Genomic DNA, 18976 nt, shown 5'->3' with positions numbered 1-18976 from the left:
GTATTGGGCTACCTTGCTACAGCAAGCTTTTGACGTAGGCGTCAATGTCGCTGATATATTTTTCTATACCTGGAGCATCTTTTTCGCGAATCAGATGTTCCAGCGTTTCACATAACTGCTTGCCGGGTACCAGATTAAGCATGGCAAACACCCCTTTCAGGCGGTGGGCCGTTTGGGCCAGCGCAGCGAAATCGCTGGTTGCCGCTTCAGTATACAACCTCTTAACATCCTCCGGTACTGTGTCTACAAATAGTGCATAATAACCGCTGGCATGAAGTTCGGCATTTTCATCTCCGCCGAGCGGGGAGGCTGGAATTTCTTCCTGCGCCAGTTGCTCTTCGATAAGTTGTAGTACAGCCTCCTGCATAGCATTACTCATATTAAAGTTGACGCGCAACTGACCAGGGCCAATTTTTCGCACGCCTGACTCATCATCGCTTAAAAGTAAGCCGGAGGCAGTAAGATTAGACGGATTATCCGTTAAAAAGAGATCATATTCTTGACTTACCTGCCGTTCGTCGGGCGTGAGGCAGGTAGCGCCCCAGTTTTCTAACTGACGCAGCACAATCGCACGCACCTCATTGGACGTCACGTCGACCATCACGCTAACATCATCCAGCAAGCGTTCTTCAACCTGGGTGTGCTGATCGTGGGGAAGCATTTTGACATGAACGGTATAACGCGTGCCCAGCGTTTCACGCGCTTTAATGTTGAGATGACCGCCCAGTTTACGCGCCAGTTGATTGCACAGCCAGAAAGTGAGTGGATTTGCTTTGCCGTAACGATCGCTCTGCGTTTCATTCATATACGGGAAATGCAGATTATCGATCTCGTTCAACGTTACGCCTTCGCCGGTATCCAGAATGCGGAAAGTCAAACGTTCCTCTATGGATTCGTCCTGCTCAACCTCAAGCGTAATTTTACCGAGAGAAGTCGTGGTGACAGCGTACTGAATTAACAATAGCAAAATCCGGCGTAGCGCATCGCGATCGCCCCAGCGTGCATCGTTGCCGCTCAAATGATTATTAATCAACAATTGCAGTCCCTTACGCTTAATGGCAGGCAGCACTTCTGGCACGACTTCGTCAATAAGATCCTGGAGAGAGAACAGAGTGGCTTCGCTTTTCCATGCGTCATTTTCCAGCATATTTGCCAGCTGGATTTCATCGATCATACGGACTAATACATCCGCTTGATCCGCCAGCTTCAGGCTCTCGGGTGTTGTGACTGCTGCGGCAGTAACCGCCAGTTGGCGTACGGGCTCTTTGAGTGTATTGCTGATATTTTGCATAAAGGCGGCGCGGCCTTGCTGGTTCTTTTCATACAGACGCTGCGCCTGCTTAAGTTTTTTGTTCACCAGCACTTCCCGGTCTTGATCGCGAATAATAAAAATTTGCGTGCGGGGCGCGACCTGGCTGCGGAACAGACGGATTTCATACAACTCGTTGTTAATCGTCGCCTGAATCACGCCCTGATGCTGTTCGGCCATACTGGTGATATTTTGCAGGTTCAGATGCGGCAATAAATGATCGGCGATTTTATTGCTAATGACGGTGCGGTTACCTTCCTGATCGTAAACCAGCAGACCCAGCGGCAGCAGAGAAACAATCTCTTCATTAATTGCCCGTAATATACGTAATTCGTTATTCGCCGCGCTGGTGGATGCTGGTTCCGTTGACCGTCCTGGCTGATGGCGGAATGTGGCATAACCAAATAACGCCAACGCCAGCAACCCGATGTTCAGCAGTAAAGGCAGCAAAATATTTTGTAGCGTATCAAGTAAAAGCGTTCCGAACGGCACCTGCCAGATCAGACGCATTCCGGTGGAGTTCAGAGCTGAAGAAATCTCTATTTTTGAACCGTTAAAGCTAATACTGACACTATCAGGCGACTCCTTTTCACTGTTTCGTCCTGTTGTCTGGGCTGCATCAGGCTCTATTCGAAAACTGTCCAGCGGCATTCCTGGCGGGATTAAATCATTAATAGGGAGATCAAACGCCACCACGGTTGCCAGATGCCCCGGCTGATTGAAGGTTGTGCGCAGCGTAAAATAGTGACCGTTCTGCCATGCCAGTTTTCGTAAGGAGGAGAAACTTTCTCGCTCATCCAGTGCATTCGCCTGTTGCAGCATCTCTGCCCGGCGGGAGTCGACGATAGTGCCGATGGTAGACTCTTTAAAGCCGGAAGAGAGATCCTTCAACGGAAGCGTGGAGATAAGAATCAGGCTGTTATCCTGCCCGTTGAGGTAATACATTGACCACGGTACGTTTTCCGCGCCCCATAGCGTATCCAGATAAGTTGACATACGCTGTGTCATTTCCAGCGTGGCACTATCATGGGAGCCGAAAATCAGCGCTTCAGTTTTACGCCGGGGCTTTTCAAGATAGTACACATCCTGCTTCAGGCGCGTTTCCTGAAGCCCTTCGCCTGTTGATGGCGTAGTGGTCGCAGCAATGTTGTCATAAATTTGCCAGGTCACATACCGCCAGGTATCCACACGTTTATGGATAGCGTGGGTAATATCAACAATTTGATAGCTTTTGTCTTTCAACCAGGCATTGACGGCACTCTGTACCATAACGCCCATGGTTACCAGCAGCACAATGATCAGCAATAAGAAGAAACGGGTAATGCTTCCCGGGAGAAGGGAGAATCGGGTAGAAACCGTTGTGTCAGACTGACTCATTTATGTTTAAGACCTGTTAAACAACGCTGAAGGTGAAAGGGCAGTATAAAGGGTAATGAATGAATTTCCAGACTCTTACCTCATGCAGTGCAACTTAAACGCGCTCCGTCGGCGCGGCAGGAAAAGCGTACAATATTTGTCGGTCCGTACAAAGATAAAGATTGCTTATCGATGATTAGCACTAACTATCAAGAAATGCTTTGAGAATGCCTAAAAGCGGTAGAGAACGCGGGTAGTGAATAACCGTGATAGTTTTATGCGGGAAGAATTGCGCAGTCAGTTTGGCGAAAAAAAACCGAATGCGAAGCATTCGGTTGAAATAGGGGTAAACAGACATTCAGAAATGAATGACGGTAATAAATAAAGTTAATGATGATAGCAAGCGCTATTTTAGTTGCGAATGAAGATTTTGTTTTATCATTCAGTGCTATGGAGTTAATGGATTTAACTGATTGATTTAAAAAGAATTGAAAATATATTTTATCTATTCGTGCTTATTTTTGCTTGATTTTTGCTTTAAAAAAGTTCCATAAAATTCATATCCTGAAACATCTATATGGATAAATGTAACATCTTAAAAGTTTTAGTATCATATTCGTGTTGGATTATTCTGTATTTTTGCGGAGAATGGACTTGCCGATTGGTTAATGAGGGTTAACCAGTAAGCAGTGGCATAAAAAAGCAATAAAGGCATATAACAGAGGGTTAATAACATGAAAGTTAAAGTACTGTCCCTCCTGGTACCAGCTCTGCTGGTGGCGGGCGCAGCGAATGCGGCTGAAATTTATAACAAAGACGGCAACAAATTAGACCTGTTTGGTAAAGTCGATGGTCTGCACTACTTCTCTGACGATAAAGGTAGCGACGGCGACCAGACCTATATGCGTATTGGCTTCAAAGGCGAAACGCAGGTTAACGATCAGCTGACCGGCTATGGCCAGTGGGAATATCAGATTCAGGGTAACCAGACTGAAGGCAACAATGACTCCTGGACGCGTGTAGCGTTTGCTGGTCTGAAATTCGCTGATGCAGGCTCTTTCGATTATGGTCGTAACTACGGCGTAACTTATGACGTTACCTCCTGGACCGACGTTCTGCCGGAATTCGGCGGTGACACCTACGGCGCTGACAACTTCATGCAGCAGCGTGGCAATGGCTACGCTACCTACCGTAACACCGACTTCTTCGGTCTGGTTGATGGCCTGGACTTCGCCTTGCAGTATCAGGGTAAAAACGGCAGCGTGAGCGGTGAAAACACCAACGGTCGCAGCCTGCTGAACCAGAACGGCGACGGTTACGGTGGATCTCTGACCTATGAAATCGGCGAAGGCTTCTCTGTCGGCGGCGCGATCACCACCTCCAAACGTACTGCCGATCAGAACAACACTGCTAACGCTCGCCTGTATGGTAACGGCGATCGCGCCACGGTCTACACTGGCGGCCTGAAATACGACGCTAACAACATCTACCTGGCGGCGCAGTACTCTCAGACCTATAACGCGACCCGTTTTGGTACCTCTAACGGCAGCAGCCCGTCCACCTCTTACGGTTTTGCCAACAAAGCGCAGAACTTTGAAGTGGTTGCCCAGTACCAGTTCGACTTTGGTCTGCGTCCGTCCCTGGCTTACCTGCAATCTAAAGGTAAGGACATCAGCAACGGTTACGGCGCCAGCTATGGCGACCAGGACATCGTAAAATATGTTGATGTTGGCGCGACTTACTACTTCAACAAAAACATGTCCACTTATGTTGATTACAAAATCAACCTGCTGGATAAAAACGACTTTACCCGCGACGCGGGCATCAATACTGACGACATCGTCGCTCTGGGTCTGGTTTACCAGTTCTAATCAGCAAAAAGATGTTGCTAAAGGGCCTGCGGGCCCTTTTTTCATGCCTTATTCCGGCGTACAAATAAGAGGTTTTAGTGTACGCTTGTTTCCATTCGAATGAGGATAATCACCGATGGAAATGACTTTTTGCCGGGCTGTGCTTCTGGCAATAACTTTTTTATTCATGGGCTGCGATGAAGCACCCAAAACGGCAGTAGCGACGCCTGCCGCTCAGGTACTGGAAGGCAAAACAATGGGCACCTTCTGGCGTGTAAGCGTGGTTGGCATTGATGCGAAACGCGCCGCAATGCTACAGACAAAAATCCAGACCCAGCTTGATGCTGACGATCAATTGCTCTCGACTTACAAAAAAGACTCCGCGCTGATGCGTTTTAACCATTCACGCAGCCTGGCACCCTGGCCGGTCAGCGAAGCTATGGCGGATATCGTAACCTCGGCGCTGCGTATCGGCGCAAAGACGGATGGCGCTATGGATATTACCGTAGGCCCGCTGGTCAATTTGTGGGGATTTGGGCCGGATCGGCAGCCGCTGCATATCCCCACTCAAGCGCAAATCGATGCGGCAAAAGCGAAAACGGGCCTGCAACATTTACAGGTTATCGACAGGGCTAAACATCAGTACCTGCAAAAAGATTTGCCAGAGCTGTACGTCGATCTTTCAACAGTCGGAGAGGGCTATGCCGCGGACCATCTCGCGCGCTTGATGGAGAAGGAGGGCATTGCGCGTTATCTGGTCTCGGTGGGCGGCGCATTAAGTAGTCGTGGAATGAATGCGCAAGGGCAACCGTGGCGCGTCGCGATTCAGAAGCCGACCGACCGTGAAAACGCGGTACAGGCGATTGTGGATATTAACGGACATGGTATCAGTACTTCCGGCAGTTACCGCAACTATTATGAACTGGATGGCAAACGTGTATCACATGTTATCGATCCGCAAACGGGGCGCCCCATCGAACATCATTTGGTATCGGTGACGGTTATCGCGCCAACGGCGCTGGAAGCGGATGGCTGGGATACCGGGCTGATGGTACTTGGTACAGAAAAGGCGAAAGAGGTGGTACGGCGGGAAGGGCTGGCGGTTTTTATGATCATAAAAGAGGGCGAAGGCTTTAAAACCTGGATGTCGCCGCAGTTCAAAACGTTCCTGGTGAGCGAAGAGAATTAAAACGCAAGATTGCGGGTTTTTATGGGCTGATTTACGGACACACTGCATTGAAGCAAGCACTATGCTTAATGAAGGAGTCTATGATGAAAAAACCGTTACTCACCGATGATGAATGCTGGCAGCGTGTGCTGGCGCGCGATGCCAGCGCGGATGGCCGTTTCGTTTTTGCGGTACAGACCACGGGGATCTTTTGCCGTCCTTCTTGTCGCTCGAAACGGGCGTTACGCAAAAATGTCCGCTTTTTTGCCACTGCGCCGCAGGCGCTGGCCGCTGGTTTTCGCCCCTGCAAGCGTTGCCAGCCAGATAACGCGCGCGCGCAACAACGGTGGGTGGATAAGATTGCCTGCGCCTGCCGTTTGCTTGAGCAGGAGACGCCAGTGACGCTGGCGTCTCTGGCACAGGCGGTGGCGATGAGTCCGTTTCATCTGCACCGTCTGTTTAAAGCGAGCACCGGAATGACGCCGAAAGGGTGGCAGCAGGCATGGCGAGCCCGTCGGTTGCGCGAAGCGTTGGCGAAAGGAGAGCGGGTCACGGCGGCTATTTACCGCGCTGGCTTCCCGGATAGCAGTAGCTACTACCGTCATGCCGACCAGACGTTGGGCATGACAGCAAAACAGTTTCGCAAAGGGGGCGACAGTGTCTCTGTTCGCTATGCGCTGACCGACTGGGTTTACGGACGGTGTCTGGTGGCGGAGAGCGAGCGGGGGATTTGCGCGATTTTTCCGGGCGATAGCGATGATGTGCTGCTGGCGGAATTATATACCCTTTTCCCGGCAGCCCGCCATGAACCTGCCGACGAGACTTTTCAGCAGCGAGTACAACAGGTGGTCGCTGCAATTAACACGCGCGAGGTGCTGCTATCACTGCCGCTGGATATCCAGGGAACCGCATTTCAGCAACAAGTCTGGCAGGCGTTACGTGCGATTCCCTGTGGTGAAACCGTCAGTTATCAACAGCTTGCCGGGACTATCGGTAAACCTACGGCAGTGCGTGCGGTCGCCAGCGCATGCGGTGCGAATAAACTGGCAATAGTCATCCCGTGTCATCGGGTCGTGCGCCGCGACGGCTCGCTCTCGGGCTATCGCTGGGGGGCAAGTCGAAAAGCGCAGTTATTAAAGCGGGAATCGCAAAAAGAGGAGTAGCGATGCTGGATCTGTTTGCTGATGAAGAGCCCTGGCAAGAATCTCTGGCGCCCGGCGCGGTGGTGCTGCGCCGTTTTGCTTTTCGCGCGGCGCAGTCGCTGTTAGACGATATCGGGGGTGTCGCCAGCCAGTCTCCATTTCGTCAGATGGTAACGCCGGGCGGGTATACCATGTCCGTGGCGATGACCAACTGCGGTGAGCTGGGTTGGACCACCGATCGTCACGGTTATTGCTATTCTGCGTGCGATCCGCTAACGGATAAGCCCTGGCCAGCGTTACCGCTATCGTTTGCCGACGTATGCCGTCAGGCGGCGCTCGCGGCAGGGTATGAAAACTTTCAACCGGACGCCTGCCTGATCAATCGCTATATGCCCGGCGCAAAACTGTCGTTGCATCAGGATAAGGATGAGCCCGATTTGCGTGCGCCTATCGTCTCCGTTTCGCTGGGAGTAGCGGCCATTTTTCAGTTTGGCGGTCTGCGTCGCAGCGATCCGCTGAGGCGGATCTTACTGGAGCATGGCGACATCGTGGTCTGGGGCGGAGAGTCCCGGCTGTTTTATCATGGTATCCAGCCGCTTAAAGCGGGATTCCATCCCATGACCGGTGAATTTCGCTACAATCTTACCTTCCGTCAGGCGGCTGAAAAAGAATAAAAATAAGAATTATTATTGCTGTGCGGATGGAGTTAGTTAAACTGCGGGCTGTTATTATCTGTCCGGGTTGTTTGCATGGAACTTCTTATTCTTGTCTGGCGGCAGTACCGCTGGCCATTTATTAGCGTGATGGCGCTAAGCCTCGCCAGCGCGGCACTGGGGATTGGCCTGATTGCGTTTATCAATCAACGCCTGATTGAAACGGTGGACACGACAATCATGGTACTACCGGAATTCCTTGGCCTGCTCCTGTTATTAATGGCCGTAACGCTGGGTTCCCAACTGGCGTTAACCACTCTGGGACACCATTTCGTTTACCGTCTGCGCAGCGAATTTATCAAACGTATTCTGGATACCCGCGTTGAACGTATTGAGCAATTGGGTAGCGCCTCTTTACTGGCCGGTTTGACCAGCGATATCCGTAATATAACTATTGCTTTTGTACGTCTGCCTGAACTGGTGCAGGGTATTATCCTCACTCTTGGTTCGGCGGCCTATCTGGCGATGCTATCGACAAAAATGTTGTTGGTGACGACTATCTGGATGGCGGTGACTATCTGGGGCGGATTTATGCTGGTGGCGCGGGTCTACCAGCATATGGCGACCCTGCGCGAGACCGAAGATAAGCTGTACAACGACTATCAGACGGTGCTGGAAGGACGCAAGGAACTGACGCTAAACCGCGAACGTGCGGAGCAGATTTTTCAGCAATGCTATACCCCGGACGCCAAAGAGTACCGTCATCACATTATCCGCGCCGATACTTTTCACCTGAGCGCCGTTAACTGGTCGAATATCATGATGCTGGGGGCGATAGGCCTGGTCTTCTGGATGGCGAATGGTCTCGGCTGGGCGGATACCAACGTCGCGGCGACTTATTCGCTGACGTTGCTGTTCCTGCGCACGCCGCTGCTATCTGCGGTGGGCGCATTGCCAACGCTACTGACCGCGCAAGTGGCGTTTAATAAACTGAATAAATTCGCGCTCGCCCCGTATAAGCCTGATTTTCCGCAGCCGAAAGCCTTTCCGGACTGGAAGACGCTGGAGCTGCGCAACGTGGTTTTTCACTATCAGGATAACGCGTTTTCCGTGGGGCCCATCAACCTGACGATTCACCGCGGCGAATTGCTGTTTTTAATTGGTGGCAACGGTAGCGGGAAATCGACGCTGGCCATGCTATTGACCGGCTTGTACCAGCCGCAATCGGGAGAGATTTTACTTGATGGTAAGCCTATTGCTGCCGGGCAACCGGAAGCGTATCGTCAACTTTTCTCTGCCGTGTTTACCGATGTCTGGTTATTCGACCGCCTGCTGGGGCCGGAGGGGAAACCCGCGAATCCCGCGCTGGTCGATAAGTGGCTTGAACACCTGAAAATGACGCACAAGCTGGAGCTAAACGACGGGCGTATTTTAAATCTTAAACTGTCGAAAGGGCAAAAAAAGCGCATTGCGCTGCTGTTGGCGCTGGCGGAAGAGCGCGACATTATTTTGCTGGACGAGTGGGCAGCCGATCAGGATCCTCACTTCCGTCGGGAGTTTTATCAGGTACTGCTGCCGCTGATGCAAAAAATGGGGAAAACCATTTTTGCCATCAGTCATGACGACCACTATTTTATTCACGCCGATCGCCTGTTGGAGATGCGTAGTGGGCAACTGACCGAACTCACTGGCGATGAGCGTGACGCCGCCTCGCGCGACGCGGTAGCGCGTACTGCATAATATAGTTATTGAACTGCATGAACTGCCTGATGGCGCTTCTCTGCTTATCAGGTCTACAACTTTTTCTTGAGCGTCGCGTCCGGCCTGCAAACACGCTTTGTAGGCCGGACATCCTGCATAAATAAGCGCGTAACGCCTGACTTATTTTTCCGGGGCTGGCGAAGGTGCCTCTGTTGCCGCCGCGTTTTTCCGTCTGGCCAGGCGCGGAAGCAGCAGCATAGCGATAACCCCTGCAACGACGCCGATCGCCAGATTTGCCGTACAGACCGTTGCCGCCACAGTCGTCAACATTACTAGCGTTTCCGTTACCGGCAAACGCGCCAGCGTAGCGGGCTGAAGACTGCGCCAGCTAAAGGTTTTCACCGCCACAATCACCATAATCCCCGCTAACACCGTCATTGGGATCTTGGCCATCACCTCGCTTAGCGCCGTGACCAGCAGTAACAACACGACCCCGGCGGTTAGCGTCGAGACGCGACTGCGGCCTTTCCCCATCTCAACGTTGACAATCGTCTGGCCAATCATCGCACAGCCAGCAATACCGCCATAAAACCCGGCCAGGATATTCGCGATGCCCAGCCCGGCGCTTTCCCGTTTTTTATTTGAAGGCGTCGCCGTTAAATCGTCCACTAACTTCGCCGTTAGCAGCGACTCCATCAGGCCAACAAAGGCGATGCTCAAGGCGCAGGGCCAGATAATCGCCAGTGTTTGCCAGGTTATCGGAACGGACAGTAACGTCAGGCCTGGCAGACTGCTGTTCATCGGCCCCTCATCGCCCACCGTGGGCAAAAGCTGTCCGGTCGTTACGGTAAACATGGTCAGCAGGACGATGGCAATCAGCGGTGCGGGAATGCTTTTAATCACGCGCGGCGCCCACAAAACAATCAGCAGAGTCAGGATAAACAGCCCCCAGATTAACGGGCTTTTACTCCAGAAATGTGGCACCTGGGCGAAGAAAATCAAAATGCCGAGCGCGTTAACAAACCCGGTCATTACGGCGGCAGGAATAAAGCGCATAAGTCTCGCCATTCCCAGCACGCCGAACAGAATCTGGATAACGCCCGCCATGACTACCGCTGGCAAAATATACTGTACACCATGCTGGCTGACCATTGGACCAATGACCAACGCCACGGAGCCTGCCGCCGCAGTGACCATTGCCGGACGTCCGCCTAATACAGACATCGCCAGACACAGTACCACGGAGGCGATCAGACTGACTTTAGGGTCCACACCCGCAATCACCGAAAAAGAGATGACTTCCGGAATCAGCGCCAGCGCAGTAATCACGCCAGCCAGCGTTTCACGGAGCAACAGGCGTGGAGAACGTACTACATGACTAACGGTATATTCCATAGTGGCAGTGGAGGGGGGAGAAGTTACAGACATAAATACTCTCAGGTCAAATCAGGCCTGATTACAGCAGCCTGACTGGCGTCCGTGCGGCAAATAGTAAAGGGCCGCATAGTACCTGTCCCGAGAGTGAGTTTCCAGACGTGTTTTAAAAAGAACCCCGGATCACGGGATAAGCCAGGAGGGAGATGCCCGATAAGCGTGACCGGGCACCGGAAAATTAACGCACAACGGCGTTCTGTACGTTATCGTCCGCTTTCCAGATACGGTATTTCACGTCTACATTCGCTGGGGTATATACCACAATCGGTAATTTACTGTTGTAGCGCAGCATCCCGTTTTCACCCAGCCAGGCGGTGACGAATTTCTGCTCTTTTTTCCCCTCCGGACAAGCCATCATGGTCGATACCGGAGAAGTGACCTTATCAAAAACATAGTAGTCATAACCCCAGCCTTCCAGCGTTTTTGTTTCCAGCTTACCGCCGAGGCGATGCTGGTTACAATCTACGTTCAAAGTCTGGCCAATTAACAGTTCCACTTTGAGAGTAGATTCATCCTGCTGAGGGGTAAGCGTAATGACTTGCCGCTTCATTCCTTTTTCCGCCTGAGGATATGGGGCGATTTTCTCCAGCGGTTGAGTGTTGGCAAGGTTGGCGGCCCAGACAGAGGGGCTGGTGAGCGCGGTGAAGAGGATGGCAGGGACTAATGTCTTTATCTTATTGTTCACAGTATTTCCTTTCTGCTGTTTCTGTTCGGCTGATCTGGGTGCTCAGACCATAGATTAACATATTCATTTTATCTATTAATCTGCATTTTTATATATTTGAGAGCTTATTAATAAACCAAAAACCAAATAAATAGCGGAATATTCTGATGTTCATGTCAATGATGATATTATGCACTGATTGATTTTTTCGTTATATAAAACAGTATATAACTCATTGAAATGTGAGAAAAAGCACGTTTTTTTACCTTTACCCGGCACTCTTTTGATCCGGCAACAGCATTTACCTCTATCGGGGTATGCACCTTGTACACATCCTGAAATATCTTATTTACAAAAATAACTACTTATAGATTGTGCGGTTTTTATTGTTGTTCACCTCCGGTGGAAGTGTGTCGTTACGGAAGGACGTTATCATGGTTGATTTATCCCGTCGAAGCATGTTGACCGGCAGCTGGCGCACTGCCAGTAAAGCGATCTTTCCGCCGTGGGCCAGGGAAGCCTCCTATTTTCTCACTCATTGTCTCCGCTGTGACGCTTGTATCCAGGCGTGCGAGTCCAACATCCTGCAGCGAGGGCCAGGAGGATATCCGGGCGTAAATTTTAAACAGGGCGAGTGCAGTTTCTGCTATGCCTGCGCGCAGGCCTGTACCGAGTCACTTTTTCTTCCGCGCCACACCAGGGCCTGGGATCTGATTTTTACGCTTGCAGAAAACTGCCTCGCCAGGCAATCCGTTGAGTGCCATCGCTGCCAGGACAGCTGTGAGCCTATGGCTATTACCTTTCGTCCCACGTTATCCGGCATTTACCAGCCGCAGCTTGACCAACAGGCCTGTAATGGGTGCGGGGCGTGTGTGGCTATTTGTCCAGTTTCAGCCATCAATGCGGAGAACAACCATGCACACTAATTGGCAGGTCTGTAGCCTGGTCGCGCAGGCCAAAAGTCAGAATATTGCTGCCATTCGCACACAGTTGAATACCTTGCCAGGTTGCGAAGTCGCGTTAAGCGATGTTGAAAGCGGTCAGCTGATTGTGGTGGTGGAAGCAGATCAGGGCGAAGCGCTGATGCAAGCCATTGAGTCAGTACGCAATGTTGAAGGCGTACTGGCGGTGTCGCTGGTTTATCACCAGCAGGATGAACAAGGTGAGGAAACACCATGAAACTCAGTCGTCGTAGCTTTATGAAAGCTAACGCTGTTGCGGCCGCTGCGGCGGCTGCCGGTCTGAGCGTGCCGGGCGTCGCCCGCGCCGTTGTAGGGCAGCAGGAAGCCATCAAGTGGGACAAAGCGCCGTGCCGTTTTTGTGGAACCGGTTGTGGTGTGTTGGTGGGCACGCAGCAGGGCCGCGTGGTGGCCTGTCAGGGCGACCCCGATGCGCCAGTCAACCGTGGTCTGAACTGCATTAAAGGCTACTTCCTGCCCAAAATTATGTACGGAAAAGATCGTCTGACCCAGCCGATGCTACGCATGAAAGACGGTAAGTATCACAAAGATGGCGAGTTCACCCCCGTTAGCTGGGATCAGGCCTTTGATGTGATGGAGGAAAAGTTCAAAGCCTCTTTAAAAGAGAAGGGACCAGAGGCGATCGGTATGTTTGGTTCCGGTCAGTGGACGATTTGGGAAGGTTATGCGGCGGCCAAGCTGTTCAAGGCCGGGTTCCGTTCTAACAACATCGACCCGAATGCACGTCACTGTATGGCGTCGGCGGTAGTGGGCTTTATGCGTACCTTCGGTATGGATGAGCCGATGGGCTGCTATGACGATATTGAGCAGGCCGATGCGTTTGTGCTGTGGGGATCCAACATGGCGGAAATGCACCCGATTCTGTGGTCGCGCATCACCAACCGCCGCCTATCCGATCCGAATGTGAAGGTCGCGGTACTCTCCACCTTCCAGCACCGTAGCTTTGAACTGGCGGACAACGGTATTGTCTTTACCCCGCAAAGCGACCTGGTAATCCTGAACTATATCGCAAACTATATTATTCAAAATAATGCGGTGAATCAGGACTTCTTTAATAAACACGTTAATCTGCGTAAAGGGGCGACGGATATCGGCTATGGCCTGCGTCCGACGCACCCGCTGGAAAAAGCGGCGAAGAATCCAGGCTCCGATGCTTCCGAGCCGATGAGCTTCGACGAGTATAAAGCGTTCGTGGCGGAATATACCCTGGACAAGACTGCCGAAATGACCGGCGTACCGAAAGATCAGCTTGAACAACTGGCGCAGCTGTATGCCGATCCGAAGAAAAGAGTGCTCTCCTACTGGACGATGGGTTTTAACCAGCATACCCGCGGCGTGTGGGCGAATAACCTGGTCTACAACCTGCATCTGCTGACCGGAAAAATCTCCCAGCCAGGCTGCGGGCCGTTCTCGCTGACCGGCCAGCCTTCCGCCTGCGGTACCGCGCGTGAAGTAGGAACCTTCTCCCATCGTCTGCCTGCGGACATGGTGGTGACCAATGAAAAACACCGTGATATCTGCGAGAAACACTGGCAGATCCCAACCGGTACGATTCCGGCGAAAGTTGGCCTGCATGCCGTGGCGCAGGATCGTGCGCTGAAAGACGGCAAGCTGAACGTCTACTGGGTAATGTGTAACAACAACATGCAAGCCGGACCGAACATCAATGAAGATCGGATGCCGGGCTGGCGCGATCCACGTAACTTTATCATTGTCTCCGATCCATACCCCACCGTTAGCGCGCTGTCGGCGGATCTGATCCTGCCGACCGCCATGTGGGTCGAGAAAGAAGGCGCTTACGGCAACGCCGAACGCCGTACGCAGTTCTGGCGTCAGCAAATTAAAGCGCCGGGCGAGGCAAAATCCGATCTCTGGCAGCTGGTGCAGTTCTCACGCCGCTTCAAAACTGAAGACGTCTGGCCGGAAGAATTGTTGGCGCAGAAGCCGGAACTGCGCGGTAAAACGCTGTATGACGTTCTGTTCGCCACGCCTGCGGTCAGCAAATTTCCACTAAGCGAGCTGAAAGAAGAGCAATTAAACGATGAATCCCGTGAACTGGGCTTCTATCTGCAAAAAGGGCTGTTTGAAGAATACGCCTGGTTTGGACGTGGCCACGGTCACGATCTGGCGCCGTTCGACGATTACCACAACGCGCGTGGTCTGCGCTGGCCGGTCGTCAAAGGTAAAGAGACGCAGTGGCGTTACAGCGAAGGCAACGACCCGTACGTAAAAGCGGGAGAAGGATACAAATTCTACGGTAAACCGGATGGCAAGGCGGTGATCTTCGCGCTGCCGTTTGAACCCGCGGCGGAGTCACCGGATAACGAGTACGATCTGTGGCTGTCTACCGGTCGCGTACTGGAGCACTGGCATACCGGCAGTATGACGCGCCGTGTGCCAGAACTACACCGTGCCTTCCCGGAAGCGGTGGTCTTTATCCACCCGCTGGATGCAAAAGCCCGTGATCTGCGCCGTGGCGACAAGGTGAAGGTGATTTCCCGCCGTGGCGAAGTGATCTCTATCGTTGAGACGCGCGGACGTAACCGTCCACCGCAGGGACTGGTGTATATGCCGTTCTTTGACGCCGCGCAGCTGGTGAATAACCTGACACTGGACGCGACGGACCCGCTCTCTAAAGAGACGGATTTCAAGAAGTGCGCCGTTAAACTGGCGAAGGTGTAACGCATTATGTCCCGTACAGCGAAACCCCAGAATGGCCGCCGCCGCTTTCTGCGCGATGTTGTGCGCACCGCGGGTGGGCTGGCGGCCGTTGGCGTGGCGCTGGGCTTACAACAGCAAACCGCGCGCGCAACGGGCGTGCGGCTGCGTCCGCCTGGCGCGCTGAATGAAAACGCCTTCGCCAGTGCCTGTGTGCGCTGCGGCCAGTGTGTTCAGGCATGTCCGTACGACACGCTAAAACTGGCGACGCTGGCTTCAGGGCTGTCGGCTGGCACGCCCTATTTTGTCGCGCGCGACATCCCTTGTGAGATGTGTGAAGACATTCCGTGCGCCAAAGTTTGTCCCAGCGGGGCGCTGGATAAAGATATTGCCTCCATTGATGACTCGCGCATGGGGCTGGCGGTACTGCTGGATCAGGAAAACTGCCTCAACTTTCAGGGGTTGCGTTGCGACGTTTGCTATCGCGAATGCCCGAAAATTGATGAGGCGATTACGCTGGAGCTGGACCGCAACATGCGCACCGGTAAACATGCGCGTTTTTTGCCCACCGTACACAGCGACGCCTGTACCGGCTGCGGCAAATGCGAAAAAGTTTGCGTACTGGAGCAACCGGCGATCAAAGTGCTGCCATTGTCATTGGCGAAAGGGGAGTTAGGGCACCATTATCGCTTCGGCTGGCTGGAGGGAAACAATGGCAAATCGTAAACGTGACGCAGGACGTGAAGCTCAGGTGAAAAAAGGCTGGTGGCGCAGCCACCGCTGGCTGGTTTTACGTCGTATTAGCCAGTTTATGGTGCTGGGGATGTTTCTTAGCGGCCCGTGGCTGGGCTTCTGGGTATTACATGGCAACTACAGCAGTAGTTTGCTGTTCGATACTCTTCCGCTGACCGATCCGCTGATTACCCTGGAAAGCCTCGCCAGTGGCCATCTTCCCGCCAGCGTGGCGCTGACGGGGGCGGTAATTATCACTGTGCTGTATGCGCTGGCGGGAAAGCGATTATTTTGCAGTTGGGTTTGTCCGCTGAATCCCGTGACCGATTTGGCGAACTGGATGCGCAGGAAATTTGACCTGAATCAGTCTGCGACGATTCCGCGCTATATACGTTACGTGCTTCTGGCGATGGTGTTAATCGGTTCAGCATTGACCGGCACGCTGTTGTGGGAGTGGGTTAATCCCGTGTCGCTGTTAGGCCGCAGTTTGATTATGGGGTTTAGTAGCGGCGCGCTACTGATTATTGCCTTGTTTTTATTTGATTTATTAGTCGTTGAGCACGGCTGGTGCGGCCATCTTTGCCCGATGGGGGCGCTGTATGGTGTGCTGGGAAGCCATGGCGTACTGACCGTAGCGGCAAAAAAACGGGAGAAATGTAATCGCTGTATGGATTGTTTTCATGTTTGCCCGGAACCGCATGTGCTACGTGCGCCGGTGCTGGATGAACAAAGCCCGGTGCAGGTAATCCACCGCGACTGCATGATCTGTGGCCGTTGCGTGGATGTCTGTTCTGAGGATGTTTTTACAATAACGATACACAAAATCATTCGTGATGCATCGCGGCGGCAAGCGAGGAAATCCCCAGGAGCATAGATAACGATGTGACTGGGGTTTGGAGCGCAGCCAACAAAGAGGCAGCTCGAAGAATGAAGTGTAAATACGATGGAGTTCGGGAGCGAAACAATGAAAAGCCATAACCTGATGAAAGCGCTGTGTCAATGGATGGCCGCGCTTGCCCTGGTGGTAAGTGGTGCGGTTTGGGCGGCAAACGGAGTGGATCTGAGCCAGTCGCCGGAAGTATCCGGGACGCAGGAAGGGGCGATTCGTATGCCGAAAGAGCAGGAGCGTATGCCGCTGAATTACGTCAACCAGCCGCCGATGATCCCGCACAGCGTCGAGGGCTACCAGGTGACCACCAATACCAACCGCTGCCTGCAGTGCCACGGCGTGGAAAGTTATCGAACCACCGGGGCGCCGCGCATCAGCCCAACGCACTTTATGGACAGCGACGGTAAAGTGTCGAGCAACGTCGCGCCGCGTCGTTATTTCTGCCTGCAGTGCCATGTACCGCAGTCTGATGCTGCGCCGATTGTTGATAACACCTTTACCCCCTCGAAAGGTTACGGGAAATAAGAGGTCATTATGGAAAATTCTAACCATAAACCCGGCTGGATAAAGCGTATCTGGCGATGGTGGCGTAGTCCCAGCCGACTGGCGCTGGGGACGTTGCTGTTAATCGGCTTTATTGGCGGAATTATCTTCTGGGGGGGCTTCAACACCGGAATGGAGAAGGCCAACACCGAAGAATTTTGTATTAGCTGCCATGAAATGCGCAACACGGTGTATCAGGAATATATGGAAACCGTCCACTACAACAACCGTAGCGGGGTGCGCGCTACTTGCCCTGATTGCCATGTGCCGCATGAGTGGGGGCCGAAGATGATCCGTAAGATCAAAGCCAGTAAGGAACTGTACGCTAAGGTCTTTGGACTGATAGATACACCGCAGAAATTTGAAGATCATCGTCTGACGATGGCGCAAAATGAGTGGCGGCGTATGAAAGACAACAATTCTCAGGAATGCCGAAATTGTCATAATTTCGACTTTATGGATCTGACGGCGCAAAAAGGCGTTGCGGCGAAAATGCACGATCAAGCGGTAAAAGACGGACAGACCTGTATCGATTGTCATAAAGGAATCGCGCACAAACTGCCGGATATGCGTGATGTTAAACCCGGTTTCTAACAGGACGTTGATGAGTGGGAATGCTTGAAGCCAGAGAACTGCACTGCGAGCGGGACGAGAGGACGCTGTTTTGCGGGCTGTCATTCACCGTGGGCGCCGGGGAGTGGGTGCAAATTACCGGCGGTAACGGCGCCGGGAAAACCACCCTCCTGCGCCTGCTTGCCGGGCTGGCGCGCCCCGACAGCGGCGGGGTGTACTGGCAGGGCGAACCCCTGCACCGTGTGCGCGACAGCTATCACCAGAACCTGCTGTGGATTGGCCACCAGCCGGGGATAAAAACCCGGCTTTCCGCGCTGGAAAACCTGCGCTTTTATCATCACGACGGCAACACGGCGCAGTGTCTGGAGGCGCTGGCGCAGGCCGGGCTCGCCGGATACGAAGATATTCCCGTGAATCAGCTTTCTGCCGGCCAGCAGCGCCGGGTGGCGCTGGCCCGTCTCTGGCTGACCCGTGCCACGCTTTGGATCCTTGATGAACCTTTCACCGCCATCGATGTTAACGGCGTGGAACGGCTCACCCGGCGGATGGCGCAGCACGTCGGGCAGGGCGGGAGCGTCATGCTGACCACCCACCAGCCGTTAAACGCTGCCGCGGATAAAATCCGCCGTATTGCGCTGGCCACTGAGGGGGCCGGGCAATGATGTGGCGCATCTTCCGCCTCGAACTGCGCGTGGCGTTTCGCCACCGCGCCGAAATCGCCAATCCGCTGTGGTTCTTTCTGATTGTCATCACCCTGTTTCCGCTGAGCGTTGGCCCGGAGCCGCAGCTTCTGGCGCGGATTGCGCCGGGAATTATCCAGGTGGCGGCGCTGCTGGCTTCCCTGCTGGCGCTGGAGCGCCTGTTCCGTGACGACCTGCAGGACGGCAGCCTGGAGCAGCTGATGCTGCTGCCGTTGCCGCTGCCGGCGGTGGTGCTGGCAAAGGTGCTGGCGCACTGGGTGGTGGCCGGCCTGCCGCTGATACTGCTCTCCCCGCTGGTGGCGCTGCTGCTGGGGATGGATACCGGCGGCTGGAAAATGATGGCGCTGACGCTGCTGCTCGGCACCCCGACGCTGAGTTTCCTCGGCGCGCCGGGCGCCGGGCTGACGGTGGGGCTGAAACGCGGCGGTGTGCTGCTGAGCGTCCTGGTCCTGCCGCTGGCCATCCCGGTGCTGATTTTTGCCACCGCGGCGATGGAGGCGGCGTCGATGCATTTACCCGCTGACGGCTACCTGGCGGTTTTGGGGGCGCTGCTGGCAGGCAGCGCCACGTTAAGCCCCTTTGCCACGGCGGCGGCGTTACGGGTCAGCGTGCAGTAATGTGCA

General features: G+C 53.5%; 17 protein-coding genes. 14 read left to right on the top strand and 3 right to left on the bottom strand.

Features of this window, described 5'->3' with window-relative positions; translation table 11 throughout:
* Positions 1 to 16: 16 nt before the first annotated feature.
* Positions 17 to 2686, bottom strand: a complete 2670-nt coding sequence (gene rcsD, locus SBG_RS10610; protein ID WP_000083211.1) for a phosphotransferase RcsD — start codon at positions 2684 to 2686, stop codon at positions 17 to 19.
* 713 nt (positions 2687 to 3399) lie between these two features.
* On the opposite strand from rcsD, the gene SBG_RS10605 reads away from it, so the two are divergent.
* The 5 genes from SBG_RS10605 to SBG_RS10585 all read left to right on the top strand — a co-directional run bounded on the left by SBG_RS10605 (position 3400) and on the right by SBG_RS10585 (position 9218).
* Positions 3400 to 4536, top strand: a complete 1137-nt coding sequence (locus SBG_RS10605) for a porin OmpC (RefSeq protein ID WP_000865516.1) — start codon at positions 3400 to 3402, stop codon at positions 4534 to 4536.
* A 115-nt stretch (positions 4537 to 4651) separates the two neighbouring features.
* The gene (apbE, locus tag SBG_RS10600; protein WP_000426098.1) at positions 4652 to 5704 is read left to right on the top strand and encodes an FAD:protein FMN transferase ApbE; all 1053 of its coding nucleotides are present in this window, start codon (positions 4652 to 4654) and stop codon (positions 5702 to 5704) included.
* An 80-nt stretch (positions 5705 to 5784) separates the two neighbouring features.
* On the top strand, positions 5785 to 6846 hold the full coding sequence (ada, locus tag SBG_RS10595) for a bifunctional DNA-binding transcriptional regulator/O6-methylguanine-DNA methyltransferase Ada (protein WP_000976376.1): 1062 nt from the start codon (positions 5785 to 5787) through the stop codon (positions 6844 to 6846).
* 2 nt (positions 6847 to 6848) lie between these two features.
* A complete protein-coding gene (alkB, locus tag SBG_RS10590) occupies positions 6849 to 7499 on the top strand; it encodes a DNA oxidative demethylase AlkB (protein ID WP_000885004.1) in 651 nt (216 codons plus the stop codon).
* Between the two features lie 75 nt (positions 7500 to 7574).
* Entirely contained in the window at positions 7575 to 9218 is a 1644-nt protein-coding gene (locus tag SBG_RS10585) for a multidrug ABC transporter permease/ATP-binding protein (protein WP_000421578.1), read from the top strand.
* 141 nt (positions 9219 to 9359) lie between these two features.
* On the opposite strand, the gene SBG_RS10580 is transcribed toward SBG_RS10585, so the two are convergent.
* Positions 9360 to 10607, bottom strand: a complete 1248-nt coding sequence (locus SBG_RS10580) for a SulP family inorganic anion transporter (protein ID WP_015702934.1) — start codon at positions 10605 to 10607, stop codon at positions 9360 to 9362.
* 184 nt (positions 10608 to 10791) lie between these two features.
* Positions 10792 to 11286, bottom strand: coding sequence for a serine protease inhibitor ecotin (eco, locus tag SBG_RS10575; RefSeq protein WP_024135067.1), 495 nt, complete (start codon positions 11284 to 11286; stop codon positions 10792 to 10794).
* A 425-nt stretch (positions 11287 to 11711) separates the two neighbouring features.
* On the opposite strand from eco, the gene napF reads away from it, so the two are divergent.
* From napF to ccmB, 9 genes are all read left to right on the top strand, one after another.
* Positions 11712 to 12203 (top strand): ferredoxin-type protein NapF, encoded by a 492-nt coding sequence (gene napF, locus SBG_RS10570; protein ID WP_000228077.1) that lies wholly within the window; start codon positions 11712 to 11714, stop codon positions 12201 to 12203.
* Complete coding sequence (gene napD / locus SBG_RS10565; RefSeq protein WP_000557369.1) at positions 12193 to 12456, top strand: chaperone NapD; 264 nt, start codon at positions 12193 to 12195, stop codon at positions 12454 to 12456. The genes napF and napD overlap by 11 nt, the downstream gene beginning before the upstream one ends.
* The gene (napA, locus tag SBG_RS10560; RefSeq protein WP_000778086.1) at positions 12453 to 14939 is read left to right on the top strand and encodes a nitrate reductase catalytic subunit NapA; all 2487 of its coding nucleotides are present in this window, start codon (positions 12453 to 12455) and stop codon (positions 14937 to 14939) included. Before napD ends, napA begins: the two co-directional genes overlap by 4 nt.
* 6 nt (positions 14940 to 14945) lie before the next feature.
* On the top strand, positions 14946 to 15641 hold the full coding sequence (gene napG, locus SBG_RS10555) for a ferredoxin-type protein NapG (protein WP_000091675.1): 696 nt from the start codon (positions 14946 to 14948) through the stop codon (positions 15639 to 15641).
* Entirely contained in the window at positions 15628 to 16521 is an 894-nt protein-coding gene (gene napH / locus SBG_RS10550; protein ID WP_000013522.1) for a quinol dehydrogenase ferredoxin subunit NapH, read from the top strand. The genes napG and napH overlap by 14 nt, the downstream gene beginning before the upstream one ends.
* A gap of 90 nt (positions 16522 to 16611) precedes the next feature.
* The gene (gene napB, locus SBG_RS10545; RefSeq protein WP_000835296.1) at positions 16612 to 17061 is read left to right on the top strand and encodes a nitrate reductase cytochrome c-type subunit; all 450 of its coding nucleotides are present in this window, start codon (positions 16612 to 16614) and stop codon (positions 17059 to 17061) included.
* 9 nt (positions 17062 to 17070) lie between these two features.
* Entirely contained in the window at positions 17071 to 17673 is a 603-nt protein-coding gene (gene napC / locus SBG_RS10540) for a cytochrome c-type protein NapC (protein WP_000431771.1), read from the top strand.
* A 20-nt stretch (positions 17674 to 17693) separates the two neighbouring features.
* Positions 17694 to 18314, top strand: a complete 621-nt coding sequence (gene ccmA / locus SBG_RS10535; protein ID WP_000888553.1) for a cytochrome c biogenesis heme-transporting ATPase CcmA — start codon at positions 17694 to 17696, stop codon at positions 18312 to 18314.
* On the top strand, positions 18311 to 18970 hold the full coding sequence (gene ccmB, locus SBG_RS10530) for a heme exporter protein CcmB (protein ID WP_000990021.1): 660 nt from the start codon (positions 18311 to 18313) through the stop codon (positions 18968 to 18970). Before ccmA ends, ccmB begins: the two co-directional genes overlap by 4 nt.
* The last annotated feature ends 6 nt before the right edge of the window (positions 18971 to 18976 follow it).

The organism is Salmonella bongori NCTC 12419, assembly GCF_000252995.1.
In the GTDB taxonomy this organism is placed as follows: Bacteria; Pseudomonadota; Gammaproteobacteria; order Enterobacterales; family Enterobacteriaceae; genus Salmonella; species Salmonella bongori.
This window is presented reverse-complemented; position numbering and strand designations above follow the sequence as displayed.